General features: G+C 44.8%; 15 protein-coding genes and 2 pseudogenes. 6 read left to right on the plus strand and 11 right to left on the minus strand.

Features of this window, described 5'->3' with window-relative positions:
• Positions 1-109: 109 nt before the first annotated feature.
• The 6 genes from V7K31_RS20885 to V7K31_RS20910 all read right to left on the minus strand — a co-directional run bounded on the left by V7K31_RS20885 (position 110) and on the right by V7K31_RS20910 (position 5,368).
• Complete coding sequence (locus tag V7K31_RS20885; RefSeq protein ID WP_335096644.1) at positions 110-1,366, minus strand: LL-diaminopimelate aminotransferase; 1,257 nt, start codon at positions 1,364-1,366, stop codon at positions 110-112.
• 54 nt (positions 1,367-1,420) lie between these two features.
• Positions 1,421-1,759: a thioredoxin family protein gene (locus V7K31_RS20890; protein WP_335096645.1), complete on the minus strand. Its 339-nt coding sequence runs from the start codon at positions 1,757-1,759 to the stop codon at positions 1,421-1,423.
• Positions 1,760-1,885: 126 nt separating this feature from the next.
• Positions 1,886-2,662, minus strand: coding sequence for a PspA/IM30 family protein (locus V7K31_RS20895; RefSeq protein ID WP_335096575.1), 777 nt, complete (start codon positions 2,660-2,662; stop codon positions 1,886-1,888).
• A gap of 161 nt (positions 2,663-2,823) precedes the next feature.
• Entirely contained in the window at positions 2,824-3,567 is a 744-nt protein-coding gene (locus V7K31_RS20900) for a PspA/IM30 family protein (protein WP_335096577.1), read from the minus strand.
• A 257-nt stretch (positions 3,568-3,824) separates the two neighbouring features.
• Positions 3,825-5,192 carry a hypothetical protein gene (locus V7K31_RS20905; RefSeq protein WP_335096579.1) on the minus strand — a complete coding sequence of 456 codons (1,368 nt, stop codon included), beginning with the start codon at positions 5,190-5,192 and terminating at the stop codon, positions 3,825-3,827.
• A 38-nt stretch (positions 5,193-5,230) separates the two neighbouring features.
• A complete protein-coding gene (locus tag V7K31_RS20910) occupies positions 5,231-5,368 on the minus strand; it encodes a hypothetical protein (RefSeq protein WP_335096580.1) in 138 nt (45 codons plus the stop codon).
• Positions 5,369-5,383: 15 nt separating this feature from the next.
• Between V7K31_RS20910 and V7K31_RS20915 the strand changes: the two genes are divergently transcribed.
• Together V7K31_RS20915 and V7K31_RS20920 are read left to right on the plus strand one after the other, a co-directional pair.
• Positions 5,384-5,923 (plus strand): DUF721 domain-containing protein, encoded by a 540-nt coding sequence (locus V7K31_RS20915; protein WP_335096646.1) that lies wholly within the window; start codon positions 5,384-5,386, stop codon positions 5,921-5,923.
• A gap of 468 nt (positions 5,924-6,391) precedes the next feature.
• A complete protein-coding gene (locus V7K31_RS20920; RefSeq protein WP_335096582.1) occupies positions 6,392-6,709 on the plus strand; it encodes a hypothetical protein in 318 nt (105 codons plus the stop codon).
• A 127-nt stretch (positions 6,710-6,836) separates the two neighbouring features.
• On the opposite strand, the gene menB is transcribed toward V7K31_RS20920, so the two are convergent.
• Positions 6,837-7,670, minus strand: coding sequence for a 1,4-dihydroxy-2-naphthoyl-CoA synthase (gene menB / locus V7K31_RS20925; protein WP_335096583.1), 834 nt, complete (start codon positions 7,668-7,670; stop codon positions 6,837-6,839).
• Positions 7,671-7,854: 184 nt separating this feature from the next.
• On the opposite strand from menB, the pseudogene V7K31_RS20930 reads away from it, so the two are divergent.
• The 3 genes and pseudogenes from V7K31_RS20930 to V7K31_RS20940 all read left to right on the plus strand — a co-directional run.
• Positions 7,855-8,467 (plus strand): annotated as a pseudogene (locus V7K31_RS20930) (Rpn family recombination-promoting nuclease/putative transposase); the annotation flags it as partial.
• 7 nt (positions 8,468-8,474) lie between these two features.
• A pseudogene (locus V7K31_RS20935) lies at positions 8,475-8,656 on the plus strand (IS5/IS1182 family transposase); the annotation flags it as partial.
• Between the two features lie 107 nt (positions 8,657-8,763).
• Positions 8,764-9,933 (plus strand): homocysteine biosynthesis protein, encoded by a 1,170-nt coding sequence (locus V7K31_RS20940; RefSeq protein ID WP_335096584.1) that lies wholly within the window; start codon positions 8,764-8,766, stop codon positions 9,931-9,933.
• Between the two features lie 89 nt (positions 9,934-10,022).
• Here V7K31_RS20940 and V7K31_RS20945 read toward each other — a convergent pair whose 3' ends face one another.
• A complete protein-coding gene (locus V7K31_RS20945; protein ID WP_335096585.1) occupies positions 10,023-11,060 on the minus strand; it encodes a hypothetical protein in 1,038 nt (345 codons plus the stop codon).
• Between the two features lie 379 nt (positions 11,061-11,439).
• Between V7K31_RS20945 and V7K31_RS20950 the strand changes: the two genes are divergently transcribed.
• Positions 11,440-12,333: a tetratricopeptide repeat protein gene (locus tag V7K31_RS20950; RefSeq protein WP_335096587.1), complete on the plus strand. Its 894-nt coding sequence runs from the start codon at positions 11,440-11,442 to the stop codon at positions 12,331-12,333.
• A 106-nt stretch (positions 12,334-12,439) separates the two neighbouring features.
• Here the strand turns inward: V7K31_RS20950 and V7K31_RS20955 are convergent, their stop codons facing one another.
• The 3 genes from V7K31_RS20955 to V7K31_RS20965 all read right to left on the minus strand — a co-directional run bounded on the left by V7K31_RS20955 (position 12,440) and on the right by V7K31_RS20965 (position 14,475).
• Complete coding sequence (locus tag V7K31_RS20955; RefSeq protein ID WP_335096589.1) at positions 12,440-13,057, minus strand: TMEM165/GDT1 family protein; 618 nt, start codon at positions 13,055-13,057, stop codon at positions 12,440-12,442.
• Between the two features lie 314 nt (positions 13,058-13,371).
• Positions 13,372-13,836, minus strand: coding sequence for a DUF29 domain-containing protein (locus tag V7K31_RS20960; protein ID WP_335096590.1), 465 nt, complete (start codon positions 13,834-13,836; stop codon positions 13,372-13,374).
• A gap of 315 nt (positions 13,837-14,151) precedes the next feature.
• Positions 14,152-14,475 carry a hypothetical protein gene (locus V7K31_RS20965; protein ID WP_335096591.1) on the minus strand — a complete coding sequence of 108 codons (324 nt, stop codon included), beginning with the start codon at positions 14,473-14,475 and terminating at the stop codon, positions 14,152-14,154.
• Between the last annotated feature and the right edge of the window lie 157 nt (positions 14,476-14,632).

The raw sequence follows: 14,632 nt of genomic DNA on the forward strand, positions 1-14,632 counted from the left end.
TTAACCTTGCGATGTTTTCGTAGCTGTGGGATGAGTAAAGTTTATACCTCCGTTTACTCGTAGCAGAAGGGTAATTTTTACCCATCTGCTACCTTTTTTTTAAAGTTAATCAGAGCATGAACTGGGCCATTCTTTCCACAGCAGTTTCTAACAAAAGTGGCTCATGCACCAAGGCAAAACGGACATACCCTTCCCCAGATTTACCAAAGCCAGCACCTGGGGAAGCGGCTACACCAGTTTGTTTGACTAACTGGGTACAAAAATCTATGGAGTTTTGACTCCAAGGTGAGGGCAACTTTGCCCAGATGTACATTGTGGCTTGAGGAGTGGGAACATTCCAGCCAATGCGGTGTAAAGCGTTGATGAAAGCATCACGCCGCCCCTGGAAAGTAGCGACAGCAGATTTTACACCAGATTGAGGGCCAGTCAGAGCAGCGATCGCACCATTCAAAATCCCCCGATACTGATTAAAATCAACTGCGGCTTTTACCTGACGTAAAGCGTTAATTAACTCAGCATTACCGATGGCGTACCCAATACGGAAGCCGCCCATATTGTAGGACTTGGAAAGGGTGAAAAATTCAATCGAGACGCTTTTCTCTGGATCAGCTTGGAGAATTGAAGGAATTGGGCATTGGGCATTGGGCATGGGGCATGGGGCATTGGTTATTCTTTCTCCCCCTGCTTCCCTTGCTCCCCTGCTTTCTTTTCCCAACTCCCCAGTTTCCCCAAATACCAAATCTACATAGGGGAAATCGTGAACCAGGGCGAGATTGTGTTGCTGACAGAAGGCGACAGCTTCTTGGAAGAAAGATAAAGGTGCGATCGCAGCTGTGGGATTGTGAGGATAACTTAATACCATCATCCGCGATTGAGCCAAGACAGGGGCAGGAATATCAGCAAACACTGGTAAAAAACCGTTTTCTGCCCGTAGTGGCATCGGGTAGATTTGACCACTAGCTAGGTAGACTCCCCCGGCGTGAGAGGGATAACCTGGATCGAGCAACAGGGCGAAATCTCCGGGATTGAGTATTGCTAGGGGTAAATGGGCGGTGCCTTCTTGAGAACCAATCAGAGGTAGTACCTCAGTTTCGGGATTGACTTTGATGCCAAATTTTTGTTCGTACCAGTTGGCTGCGGCTTGGCGAAACCCAAGGGTACCGTTAAACAACAGATAGCCGTGGGTAGTGCGATCGTAAAGAGACTGGGCGATCGCCTCGATGACATGTGCCTCAGTTGGTAAATCAGAAGACCCCAACGACAAATCAATTACTTGTCGTCCAACTGCCAAAGCAACTGCCTTGGCTCTGTCCATATCAGCAAATACATTAGATTGCAGGGGTTGTAAACGCTTTGCAAATTGCATGTTAGTCATTAGTCATTAGTCATTGGTCATTGGTCATTAGCTATAGACTATGAACTATTGACTACTTAAGTGCTTATCTAAGAGTTCGAGTAATTTTTCTTTGCTGATGACTCCCTCAGTAGATTCTAATAGTTTGTCTCCTTGAAATAGTCTGAGGGCTGGCACGCCTTCCACTTTGCACTGGTTAACAGTGAGTGGGTTGGGGTCAATTTCCATTTTCACGATTTTGAGGCGATCGCTATATTTGCTAGCAGCTGAGTTAATCACGGGCGGCATTAATTGACAAGGCCCACACCAGGAAGCCCAAAAGTAAACTAATACAGGCTGCTCGGCTTTTAACACTTCTGTTTCAAACTCAGCATCAGTTATGGTGGTGATTACAGCCTTACTCATTGCAGTCTCCATCAGGTGGCGATCAAACTTGGCACACACAATACTTTATCCCAAAGTATTGACTAATAACGTAAAATCCCACAACCAACAGGCGTGGGACTGGCTCAAATAAGTTTTCTGCCAATTTTACAATTGATCCAATTGCTTGCGTAGGGAATCCAACTCGGCATCAACCACCTCATTAGACTTAGGAGGAGTGGTTTGTTGTTGCGGTGGCAGTTGGGGTTGATTTACTGGAGTAGCGGGTGGTAAAATTTGGGCTTTCAAAGCTGCCAATTCATCATCAACATCGCTACCACCTTCCAACTGGGCAAATTGGGTTTCTAAATCTGCACCTGCTAACTCTCCTAGTGCCTGGGCCCGGGATTCTTGCACCAAGACTTTTTCTTCCATCCGCTCGAAGGCAGACATTGCACTGCTGGTATTCATCCCACGCACCATGCCTTGGAGTTGCTCTTGGGCTTTGGCAGTGGTAATTCTAGCTTTGAGCATTTCTTTCTTGGTCTTAGCCTCAGAAATCTTGCTTTCCAGCTGGATTAAGTTGCGCTTGAGGGTTTCAACTTGAGTGCTTTGTGTATCTAAACTAGCTTTGAGGGCGGCGCTGGTGTCCGTATAAGTCTTCTTGCGCTCTAGAGCTTGTCGTGCTAAGTTCTCATCACCTTTTTGCAGCGCTAGTTGGGCATTGCGTTGCCACTTATTTATTTCATTTTGGGCATCATTGTACTGTTTCTCACTGCGTTTTTGGCTGGCGATCGTCTGGGCTACTCCCTGACGCAGCTGCACCAAGTCTTCCTGCATTTCCAGGATGGCTTGTTCGAGCATTTTTTCGGGGTCTTCGGCTTTGTTAACCAGGTCATTGAGGTTAGAACTAACTACTCGCTTAATGCGATCAAATAATCCCATAACTTTGTTTTTCCTTGTCTGGTTTACGCTTTTTGTTGGACAGTTAGCTTTTTTACTTTTTAATAGCTACCTATTTAAATGTAATCTTTCCGCTTTGAATCAGTACCTCCTAACAACTCTTAATTGTTAAGATAGCTCCAAACTGGGGTAATTAGCCGAACTCAAGAGTCTTGGGTTTTGGGTAACTGCTGCGCTGTGTTCTGGTTCTCCTGGGTGAGGAGACTGTTGTGGTGTGTGTTTTCTGCCTGGTTTAAAACCTGCACTTTCATCGCTGCCAATTCGGCATCTACATCATTAGTAGATTCCAAAGAAGTAAATTGTGTTTCCAAGTCGTCGCTACTGAGTTCAGAAATCGCTTCTGATTTAGCTTCTATCTGCAAAACTTTTTCTTCCATCCGCTCAAAGGCACTTAGACTGCTGGTAGCAGAAACTCCCCCAAGCATTTCCTGGAGGCGATAAGACGCTTCCGCAGAACGGGCGCGAGCAATATACATATCTTTTTTAGTTTTCGCCTCGCCAATTTTTAACTCCAGCGATCGCATATCCTTTTTTAGCCTAGCTACTATATTGTTTTGCTGCTCTATCTGAGAAAAGAGGGCTGTAGAGGTTTCTTTATAAGCTTGGCGCTTAGTCAAAGCTTCGCGTGCTAGAGGTTCGCTGCCTTGTTGCAGCGCCAATTGAGCGCGGCGATACCATTCTTCTGTTTGAGACTGAGCAGCCCCCGCCTGTCGTTCCGTACGTTTTTGGGTAGCGATCGCTTGTGCGACACCCTGCCGCAACCGCACCAGATTTTCCTGCATCTCTAGGACAGCTTGCTCCAGAATCTTTTCTGGATCTTCTGCACCACCGATCAAACTATTGAGATTAGCGCGAATCACCCGCAGGATACGCTTGATTAATTCCATGTCGGCTCTCCATTCACGAAACTCAGTAATGAGTGCTGAGTGCTGAGTCCTGAGTGCTGAGTATAAGATTTTTTGTCGTCGGGTAGTTATGCAGTGATGAATGCTCAGTTAGAGTCCTGAGTATAAGATTTTTTGTCGTCGGGTCGTAAACAAGCAAGATTTTGCCTCTATTATTTCAGCACTCTTCACTTTTCACTCATTGACTCAGCACTCAGCACTCAGCACTGTTATCTTATGGTATCGTAGATTTTTGCAACTCATGGCTGCTGAACTCGTGCGTTAATTCCCTTTCTCTGTAAGAGTTGCATCTGTTGTTTTACTTGCACTTTAGTCTTAAAAGCACCCAGATAAATCAATTCTTTGTTGGCTGATAAATAAGCATCAGGAACTACTTGTCGTGCTGAGGCTAAAGCCGCGCCTTTATTCTCTATCACTATATGATAGAAACCATCTGTTCCTGGTTTGATTTCTGGATTCGGCTTTGGTGAGGTTGCGATTGGCTTGGGCGAAGTTTTTGCCGGTGAAGTGGGAGGCAAATTCAAAAGAGGTAAGGGCTGTACCGTCGGTACTGGTGCTAAGGCGATCGGAGTTGTCGGCTTTCGGGCTGTGTTCGTGCTAGGCAATGCCGCTTGAGGATTTGCAAAGTTTTGGGGAGCGACTGGATTAGGCACTACTGCGAGGCTTGGTTGGACTTTGGGTTGTAAGCCAACTACATCATTGGGATCTCTCACTTCAGGAAACTCTTGGGCAGCTAGATTGGGATACTTAGGTATAGAACTGCTTGGTGGCTGGATTTGAGGTTGGATATTACTCCCAACTTGCTCAGTATTTTCTGGTGCGGCAGACGAGTTCCCGTTAAACAACTTCCCTAAATTCCATTGTGGCAAGCTTTTGGGATTGAATACTACATAACCCAAGGTAAGACTCGCAACCAATAGCAGCAACATGGAGCCGATACCCAAAGGTGATAGCAGACTGTCGTTATAATTGCTTGGCTTCTTGGTTTCTGCTTGTTCTTCTTTCACACTTCGCAGCAGTGCTTCACTAGATTCTAAATAGTCATCTGGGTGCTTAGGGGTGTCATCTGACTGCAAGAGATTTTCGCTCTTAGTATGTTTAACGACTACTGGCACGATGCTGCTAGTAAAGTTGGTACTCAAGTCGGGCGGGGGTGGTGGAAGTTGAGTTTCTGTTTTAGCAGAATCGGAGATGGAAGGCACATTGAGATTATTTAGTTCTTCAGTATTTGCCGTAGCTGGCGCTGGGTTCATTTCCGGATTCACAGCTACAGATGCGGGTGGTACGTCAATTTTTGCCGTAGCTGGCGTTCCCTGATGATTCACGGGTACAGATACAGACGGCACGTTGGTTTTAATTTCCGTTACTGATGACTGAGTTGTGCCCGATGTTGTCGGAATGGCAGTCAACGGCTGGGTTTGACTACTCATGTAACTTGTAACACGGCGCTGCTTCGATGACACCAAACCAGTTCGCGTGCGTCGGTATCGAGCTAACTCTTGATCTAGCGGCACCTCTAAACTCGCTAGTGCTGCTGCAAGTGCTGGTTTCAACCCAGGTGTTTTAGAGGATTGAGTACCGGAATCATTCAGGGGGTTTTGAGTCATTGCCTCTGTGCCTCAAATATAGACTGCTGGAATTAACTTTAGATATTATTTGTGACAATAGTAACGGAAATTATTAAGACTGGGGATTGGGCATTGGGGATTGGGCATTGGGCATTGGTTAATTCTTCCTCACTCCCACTCCCCCACTCCCCCACTCCCCAGTCCTCACTCAGCACTCAGCACTTTAAATGATGTCGTTGAAATCAATTAATGATATTTTAGGCATTCTGGAAAAGCAGGCTAAATGGCAGGAGCAACCATTTCAACGCCTGCTCAAGTTTTGGCCAGAAGTTGTTGACCCAGTGGTTGCTGCACATACTCGACCATTGTCGATTCAACGCGATGTTTTGTCGGTAGCAACTTCTAGTGCTGCTTGGGCGCAAAACCTGACCTTTGGTCGCACGTCTCTGCTTTTAAAGTTGAATAAAAAGCTGCCAACACCTTTGGTTGATATTCGCTTCTCTACTGCTGGCTGGCAGAATCCATCTGTGGAGAGAAAACAGCAACAAACGGTTTCAGCCCATGAGCATCCCAGTTACCTTGGTGATGAAATTAGCCACCCTGATGTTACACCCACCAAGGATGTAAATTCTGCTTTTGGGCATTGGGCTAAGGTCATGCGATCGCGATCGCATGGCTTACCTCTTTGTCCTCAGTGTCAATCTCCCAGCCCACCTGGAGAACTCCAGCGCTGGGAAGTCTGTTCTGTCTGTGCTGCTAAACAGTTTTGAAGGCAGTCAGTCCTGACCTAAATTAAAAGCAAAATAGTTTAGCGATTATTTATTGAACAGAATTTATCCTGAAGTAACTTGCTGTTACCACATAAAATAGTTCTGCCTCTGGAGAAAAAAGAGATTTTAAGGCGAGAATATGGTGAATTTGGCATCTAAAGCAGACTATTTATCTAAAACTCTCTACCTTAAACTCTCCTTAAGGAGGAAGTTAAAAGGCCGGAGAAATCAAAAGCTTTACTTTTAGTCTTGATCCCTAATAATTTATAGCCAAAATCTATATGTAATCACTCTCAATATTATTGAAATATATAACAACAATATAAAAATATTATAAAGTTTGTTTTTCCCTTGCGATCGCTGAAACCTAGATAAAATAATAACTTTTTGGCTCTTATCCGTATTTATATATAGAAGCAGAATAGAAGGGTGAAATACAGCCTGAAACGAAACTAAAGATGAATCAATATGAAACCCATTAAATTGTTAGCATCTGCCTGTAGATATTGCCGTCATTACCAGCCAGAGGGTCGCCGTGGCGGAATGTGCCAGCAGTTGGGAGCACCTGTTCAAGCAACTTGGAAGGCTTGCTCTTTGGCGCTCCCACCTTTTGCACCTACTTGGGAAACCTTGGAAGATGCTTGGAGTTTGCCAGATGCAGCCCCAGTTTTAGCCTGTTCTCATTCCCCAGCCTCAGATTTAGATAATGCTGCTCTTGCCCCTGTAGAGGAAATAACTGCCTCTATATATTCTGAAGAGGCCAAGACTGAAGCAGTGTTTATTTAGTTATCCATTATTACTGAACTGATTTTGTAGTTTGCTTAAGATAAGATTTGTTTTTAAGATATTTAGTGCTGTAAACGTTGACATCTACAAAAATCGCACCTCAATAAAGGGTGCGATTTTTGCAATTCTAAGGTAGCCAAGGAAAAGAGCGAAAATCTGGTGGACGCTTTTCGAGAAAGGCTTGTTTGCCCTCAGACCCTTCTTCTGTCATGTAATAGAGTAGGGTGGCATTACCAGCTAGCTCTTGTAAACCAGCTTGTCCGTCACAATCAGCATTGAAGGCAGCTTTGAGACACCGAATTGCGATCGGACTTTTTTCTAAAATCTCCTGCGCCCATTGAATACCTTCGGCTTCTAGTTCTTCAACTGGGACGACGCAATTAATTAAGCCCATTTCTAGAGCTTGTTGGGCATCATATTGGCGGCAGAGAAACCAAATTTCTCTAGCTTTTTTTTGCCCCACGATGCGGGCGAGGTAGCTGGCTCCAAAGCCACCGTCGAAACTGCCGACTTTGGGGCCAGTCTGCCCGAAAATGGCGTTATCGGCAGCGATGGTAAGGTCGCAAATCAAGTGTAGAACGTGTCCACCACCGATCGCATATCCAGCTACTAAAGCAATTACCACTTTTGGCATGGAACGAATCAGACGTTGTAAGTCCAGCACATTCAACCGGGGAATGCCAGTTTCGTCCACATAACCCCCATGTCCGCGCACACTTTGATCGCCACCCGAACAGAAGGCATATTTGCCATCAGTGTGTGGGCCATAACCAGTAAATAGGACAACACCAATAGTAGTATCTTCACGAGCATTACAGAAAGCGTCGTACAGTTCAAAGACAGTTTTAGGACGGAAAGCATTGCGTTTGTGGGGGCGGTTGATGGTGATTTTCGCAATGCCATCGTTTTTTTGATACAGAATGTCTTCGTAGGTTTTGGCAGTTTGCCAGTTAATTTGCATTGGTATGGAGTGCGCTGTTGTGCTTGAGAATTTTATCGCGGTCTTGGGGACAAGCGATACCTGCGCTGGGCTACGCCTACGCTAAAATTGGTGTCTCAAGCCTTAACAATCTGGTAATTGTGTGTTGAGGAATAAAAATGCGACGTGACCCATCTTCTAGAAATTATTTAAGCTATTTCCTCTTTTGCTGTTTGAATTAGTAGATGAACCACCCGCAGAAGCGGAGAACTACCAGTTTGAATCAGTTGAAGTGAAAGAAACGGCGTTTCGGATTGATGGAGTGTTTTTACCTCCGGCTAATGCAGTTTCCAAAACCGTCTTTTTATGCTGAAGTCCAGTTTCAGAAAGACGAAGACTTCTATCACCGCTTCTTTAGTGAGTTGTTTTTGTTTCTCTACCGCCACTCAATCCGTTACGATGACTGGTTTGGAGTCATAATTTTTGGCTCTGGCAGCCTGGAACCCTCCAACTCAAACATTCACCGCGCTTTGTTGGAAAGTGGTCAAGTTAGGCGGGTTTATCTGGATGAGTTGGGGGATTTGCGAGAACAACCTTTGGGATTGGGTTTGATGTTGCTGACAAATGTTACTTCTGAAACGGAAGCAGATGAAGGGGCGCGGTTTTTGCTGGAGCAAGCACGGCAACAATCGGAGCAAGCGATAATTGATTTAGTGACGACGATTATCGTCTACAAGTTTTCTACCTTAAGTCGAGAGGAAATTCAAGCGATGTTAGGACTGAATTTGGAAGAATCACGGGCTATTCGGGAAGCTGAGGAAGTTGGTGAAAGAAAAGGACTAGTAAAAGCTCCGAGAACGAACCCAAGTAGAACATACTTTGGCTCATATCGGTCGATTCTTGGAAATCGCGCTCGTTATCTCGGTTGGCGTCAGAACTTATTTGATTCACGTTGTGTTGCAGCAGTTCACAATCTCCATGTAATTGCACGGATGCAAAATGTAACTTCTAACCAACAAGCTTGTTAAACTCCTTAATTAACGATCGCGTCTTTACTATTCCTGTTTTTCGTCACATCACAACATTTCTTTTTTGTTAATCCGTATTACTTGACCGAGGCTCTAGCACTGATAAGATGCGAACAATTGCAGAAATTAACGAGAAAATCAGCCGCCAACGTGCGGTAGTGTTGACAACTGAAGAATTAAAAGCACGAGTTGTAGAAATCGGTGTTACTAAAGCTGCTAAAGAAGTTGATGTAATTACCACTGGCACCTTTGAGCCGATGGAATCAAGTGGTGCAATTATCAATCTGGGACACACTGACCCCCCGATAAAAATTCGCCGTTGCTGGTTAGATGGCGTGCCAGCATACTCTGGTTTTGGGGCAGTAGATTTATATTTGGGTGCGAGTTGTGCTATGGAAGCGATGGACGGGGAAGAAATCCGAGAACGTGGCGGGGGTCATGTAATTGAAGATTTAATCGCTGGTAAACCTATACACGTAAAAGCGCAAGGACAAGTAACAGATTGTTACCCCAGAGCAAATTTTGAAACTACGATTACCAGTGAAACGATTAATCAGTTTTATTTATTTAATCCGCGCAATCTTTATCAAAATTTTATTGTTGGTGTAAATGGTGGCGATCGCCCCCTCTTCACCTATCTCGGTCCTTTACAACCGCGTCTGGGGAATGCCGTTTACTCTAACCCTGGTGCTATTTCACCCTTACTCAACGACCCCGATTTGCAACTCGTTGGTATAGGTACTCGAATTTTTTTAGGCGGCGGTGTTGGCTATGTCGCTTGGGAAGGCACTCAGCACTTCCCCTTACAAAAGCGTTTAGCTAATCGTACACCGATTGGGCCTTGCGCCACTTTAGCTTTAATTGGTGATGCCAAGCAAATGGATGCTCATTGGGTGCGGGGGTGTTACTTCAAAAGTTATGGACCCTCATTGATGTTAGGCGTTGGTGTACCACTCCCTGTATTAAATGAACAAGTAGTTGAACACTGTGCTGTGCAGGATAAAGACTTAGTAGCCCCAATAGTCGATTTTTCTATTCCCCGGCGCGTCCGTCCCACCTTTGGTTTGGTGAGTTACGCCCAACTCAAATCTGGGCGGATCACCATTGAGGGCAAAGCAGTACGCTCTGCCCCCTTAGCGAGTTTGTTTTTTTCTAGGCAAGTCGCCCTAGAGTTGAAAAAGTGGATCGAAGCAGGTACGTTTACCCTTACAGAACCAGTTTCCCCAATTCCGATGGAGCGATCTTTTCTACCCCAAGACCGTCGGACGGATTTTTGATCCTGGGGAGTGCTGAGTGCTGAGTGGGAAATCTCACTTCTTTACTCAGAACTCGCAACTCAGAACTCGGAACTGTTTTGCCCCATGCCCTAATCTTGAGTTGGTTTTGGTCGCTTGATGGGTTTAGGAGCGGGCGTTTTTGGTATAGGTTTTGACACCACAGAGGGGTCGCCGCCTGCGCCTGTTTTCTTGATGGGACGAGGGGTTTCGCCACTGCGTCTGGGGGGGAATGGTTTTCTACCACCAGCACCACCAAAGCCACCAGCACCACCAGCACGAAGTCCACCTTTGAATGGTGGTTTGCGTTTTTTGGGCAAGTCAGCGATCGCCTCAGCTTTTTCTACTATCAAAACGTCAGCTTCCCGCTTGGCTTGGAAGTCCCAGAACTTTCCTACTGCTTTGGTGGTCAGCACACCCCTCAATTTCAACTTAAAATACTTAGGTTTATCAGTTGATTTCCGTGGAGCCTGCCTAATTTTGACTACCAAGCTTTTAGCATCAAAAGACTGGTATACTACTTCACCACGAACAGAAAAACCACCATCTGCAACTTCTGATGAGGGTATCAGGGTAGTTGTACTTAATTCAGAGTTTTCGGATAAGCCATCATCGGTTGTCTCTAACTCTTGCAACTCCAAATCTGACTCGTCCTCATCTGTTGAGTTTTTAGCCAGATTTTCTGGCTCCCAAACTCCGACGATTTGGATATGCAAGGTATCATTTTCTTGTCTTGTACGTGGATATACTACCCACAAGTGTTCTTTTTCTAAGTCTAGATGATTCTTGACTAAGCTCATAATCCGGCCTAGGAGGACGGCATTGAGTTCTACACCATCTGCGGTTAGCAGCGTACCTTGAGTAAATTGTTCGCTGCTAGCATGATAGCGACCCCGGACTAACCCGATCGCTCGATATTGCATCGGCTCACTGGGAGGCGGAATCGGTTGCTGTCGATTGATCAAGTTCCCATTTGAGTCAGTCTCAATGGGATTGACAGGCGAATTTTCAACTTCTTTAGAGGACTGGGCGGCTATGTGAACATTAGCGGCTGCCTCTATGTTAGTTGGGCCCTGGTTAGAGGCAGAAGAATTAGAGGATTCAGGCAACGGCATCAGGTCGGAATTCATAAAAACTCCTTGTGGCACAGACACATCCCATTGTGGGATTTTACAAAGGCAGCTGGAAAGAGCATTTGTACGACAGATGAAAGTATATTTACTTTTCACAAAGTCACACCAGACTACTCTAAAACAATCCTAAAGGCGCTAAATTTAGTGTTTATACACTAAATGTGTAATTTAGGACCTCAACACTAGTTTCGGAAGCATATCATAGCTACAATTCTGACGGCTCCTCCTAAAGTCATCACTTACTTTAGCAGTGTGGATAGTTAATTGTTATAAAATTCACAGGCAATTGGCAGTATTCCGCAAAGTTTTGGAAATTTTTAACTTTACGATTTGTGTAAATGATAATGTCATTAGAGTTTAGGAGAAAGACAAAACTGTGACTCAAACACGCAATCGCTGGATAGTTCAAGTCGTCTTGGCGCTGGCAATTGTTGCTTTTGTGGGTGTTTCGGTGATTCCCATAATTGGAGCATTTAATAATACGCCACCCTCAAGCCAGAATACCACTAGCACCAGAGGCAGCTTGTCCTCCTCTGACCAAAAATCAAAATTGGAAGACGAAGTACGGGGTTACGAACAGGTTTTGCAAAGGGAACCAGAAAATCAGACTGCACTTAAGGGCTTATTACAGGCGCGGCTACAACTACTGAGTCAAAAAGAAAAAAATGAGGTTAAACCAGCTGATATCCAAGTCGTCATTGAACCCCTAGAAAAGCTAGCCAAGCTGAATCCCGAACAGTCAGAATATTCAGTGCTACTGGCTCAAGCCAAACAGCAAATTGGCGATCGCGAAGGAGCTGCTCAAGCTTATCGTTCGATTTTATCCACGAAACCAGGCGATTTGAAGGCTTTACAAGGAATGGTGGGTCTGTTGATCAGTCAGCAACGTCCCGAAGCAGCCATTGGTTTGTTGCAAGAAACCCTTTCTAACGCAGCCCAAATAAATACAATTCAGCCTGGAAGTGTAGATACAGTAGCCGTGCAGGTGCTGTTAGGTTCTGTTCACGCTTCCCAGAAACGCTACGCTCAAGCTAGTTCTGTATATGATCAGGCAATTAAGAAAGATCCCAAGGATTTTCGCCCCGTTGTGGCAAAAGCGATGCTCCTGAAACAACAGGGTAAAGACGCAGATGCAAAACCTTTCTTTGATCATGCCGCAGCTTTAGCACCTGCTCAATACAAAGACGAAATTAATAAGGCAGCGACGTTTTCCCCCATTCCTAATCCTGCTGCATCTCCCACGCCTTCATTGAAAAGTACTCCTAAGTAATGGGCATTGGGCATTGGGCATTGGGCATTGGGCATTGGGCATTGGTTATTAATTCTTCTCCCTCACTCCCTCACTCCCCCTGCTCCCTGCTTCCTGCTTCTTCCCCTCACGCTCCCTCAATGGCAGCAACGACACCAAAAACCAAAAACAGGCATCCGCCAATCAGGGTGAGTTGACGCTCAGAAATGCGTCCGGCAATCATTTTGCCGCCGATAACTGCGAGCGCAGCACAAATGGCATGTCCTAAAATTGCACCTATTGTGACTCCAATTGGATTATTACCTGCTGCTAGGGCAATGGTGGCTATTTGCGTGCGATCGCCCCACTCTCCCATAAATGTCAACACAAACGCTTCTATTACAATTCCCAAGGAGGTCTTTTGCTTGGGTAGCTGCAAATCTGCTTTTTTCACCGCAGCTTCCGCTTCTTCTACAACTTCTCGATCACAAGCAGCAGACATCTTACTAGCGTCATACAGCAGCTTGATACCAAAGGCAATAAATAAAGCTATTTCGGCGTAATGGATATAAGCTTTTGGCAACAAAGATACCACTTGTCCAAATACCACCGAAAGGATTGTCATCGCGGCTAAAGCAGCTGTAACACCTGTAAATACCAGCCGCCGGGGGTGGTGCATTGCCAAAATCACGGCGATAAAAAACGTTTTATCGCCTAGTTCTGAAACTGTAATTAATAATAAAGCTGCGGTAAAAGCTGTTAACACTCTCTCAAGCTCCTGAAGAATCGTTTACCGATGTGAAGCTTGATGAGAACCAAAAGACCTCACCAAGTTTCACACTTTTCGGTGTGAACTTAGTGAAGGTCTCGCTTTCAAATATTGATTATTTGCCACCTGAACCAGGCTCATCGCCAGTATGTTGATTCAGATGTACTGGCATTTTATTTTTTTTGCCAGCAGCTACTCCCCTTCTATGCAATTTTTATTATATATCTTTCTCCAGGTAGAAGTCAAGACCAGAGAATGGAGATATATAACTGTAGAGAGAGTGAAGCGGCACATACAGCCCGATTCAGTGCTTAGTGAGGTAAAAACTCATCATTTGTGACTTCTGGTAGCTGGTATGGACAGATCAAAGGAAAGGATTTCACTGACAAACCAGTTTCAGCTTTTGCTTGCTTAACCGCTTGTGCATAACACTCACCAAAAATGCTCTCAAGATCGGATTTGAGACTAGGCGAATCATCTAGAGCTTCTTTGACACGTCTACGATGTTCAATAATGCTTCCTTCCCAACTACCGCTTCTTTTTTCTGGTTGGAATTGCCATTTGAGCAAATGCACCAGAATTATAATCAGATTACTCTTGAGACTCCGACGCTCACTCCTTCCCATGTCGGCAATTTCTTCGATGAGGTTTTCCCAGTCCACGTTCGCGTAGTCCTGACTTTGCAATTTTTCCACAGTCGTTTCTATCCATTGCAAGTAATCAGTCTCATATAAAGTTTGGGAATGCGCCTTTAGGGAAGACATGGCAGTTTCCATAGGAAATATTTAGATAATTTATCGCATATCTTTACTGTGATTATAGTTTGGAAGAATGTGTAGGCGTAGCCCGTCATAGACATCGCACTGACGCTAAAACCCAACCCTTGACTTCAAGATTGAGAAGGAAAAACCTCATCTAGAGGTGTGATAAACTAATTGTCATTGCCTAACTAACGCGATGTGCGACTTTTTCTTAAAACCCCTCTCCAAACCTCTCCCCGAAGCGGAGAGAGGCTTTAAGTTTTGCTCCCCAACCCTGGCCAGGGTTGGGGCTGGGGGTTAGGCTTGAGAGAAAGTTGCACACCGCGTTAACTAATGAACTACTTTAAGCTTTGCCAATATCTCTAGGCGTTTCAGATAATTCTTCATGTGTTCATTACTCTTGGTTGGAACACAACCATCGTTGTACAGGTAAATTTTGTCTGTACTTGAATCACCATTCCAAGAAAGTTTTCCTGCTGTTGCTGAACGTAGACCTTTCAATTCAACACAAATAGGATACTTTTCATACTCGATGTGTTCCGTGGTCTTAAAACCAACTGGCTTGTATTCCCTATTAAGCACTATGTATCCTCCATCAGGTTGTTTTTCAATGCAATAAGGAAAAAATACTGATCTGAAATCGTTAAGTGCCATATCGTTTCCCTTGTCTCCAACTTTACACTCTCTATGATTTATTACTGTTAGCATTAATACCAGCTTTTTCCAAAACTGTATTGGCTGTATAGCGTAATTTCAATAAAACTATCAATAAAGTCAGAGGTGACTTAAAATCACCTCAACCATTGCTTAT

This window comes from Nostoc sp., assembly GCF_036917675.1.
Classification (GTDB): Bacteria; Cyanobacteriota; Cyanobacteriia; order Cyanobacteriales; family Nostocaceae; genus Nostoc.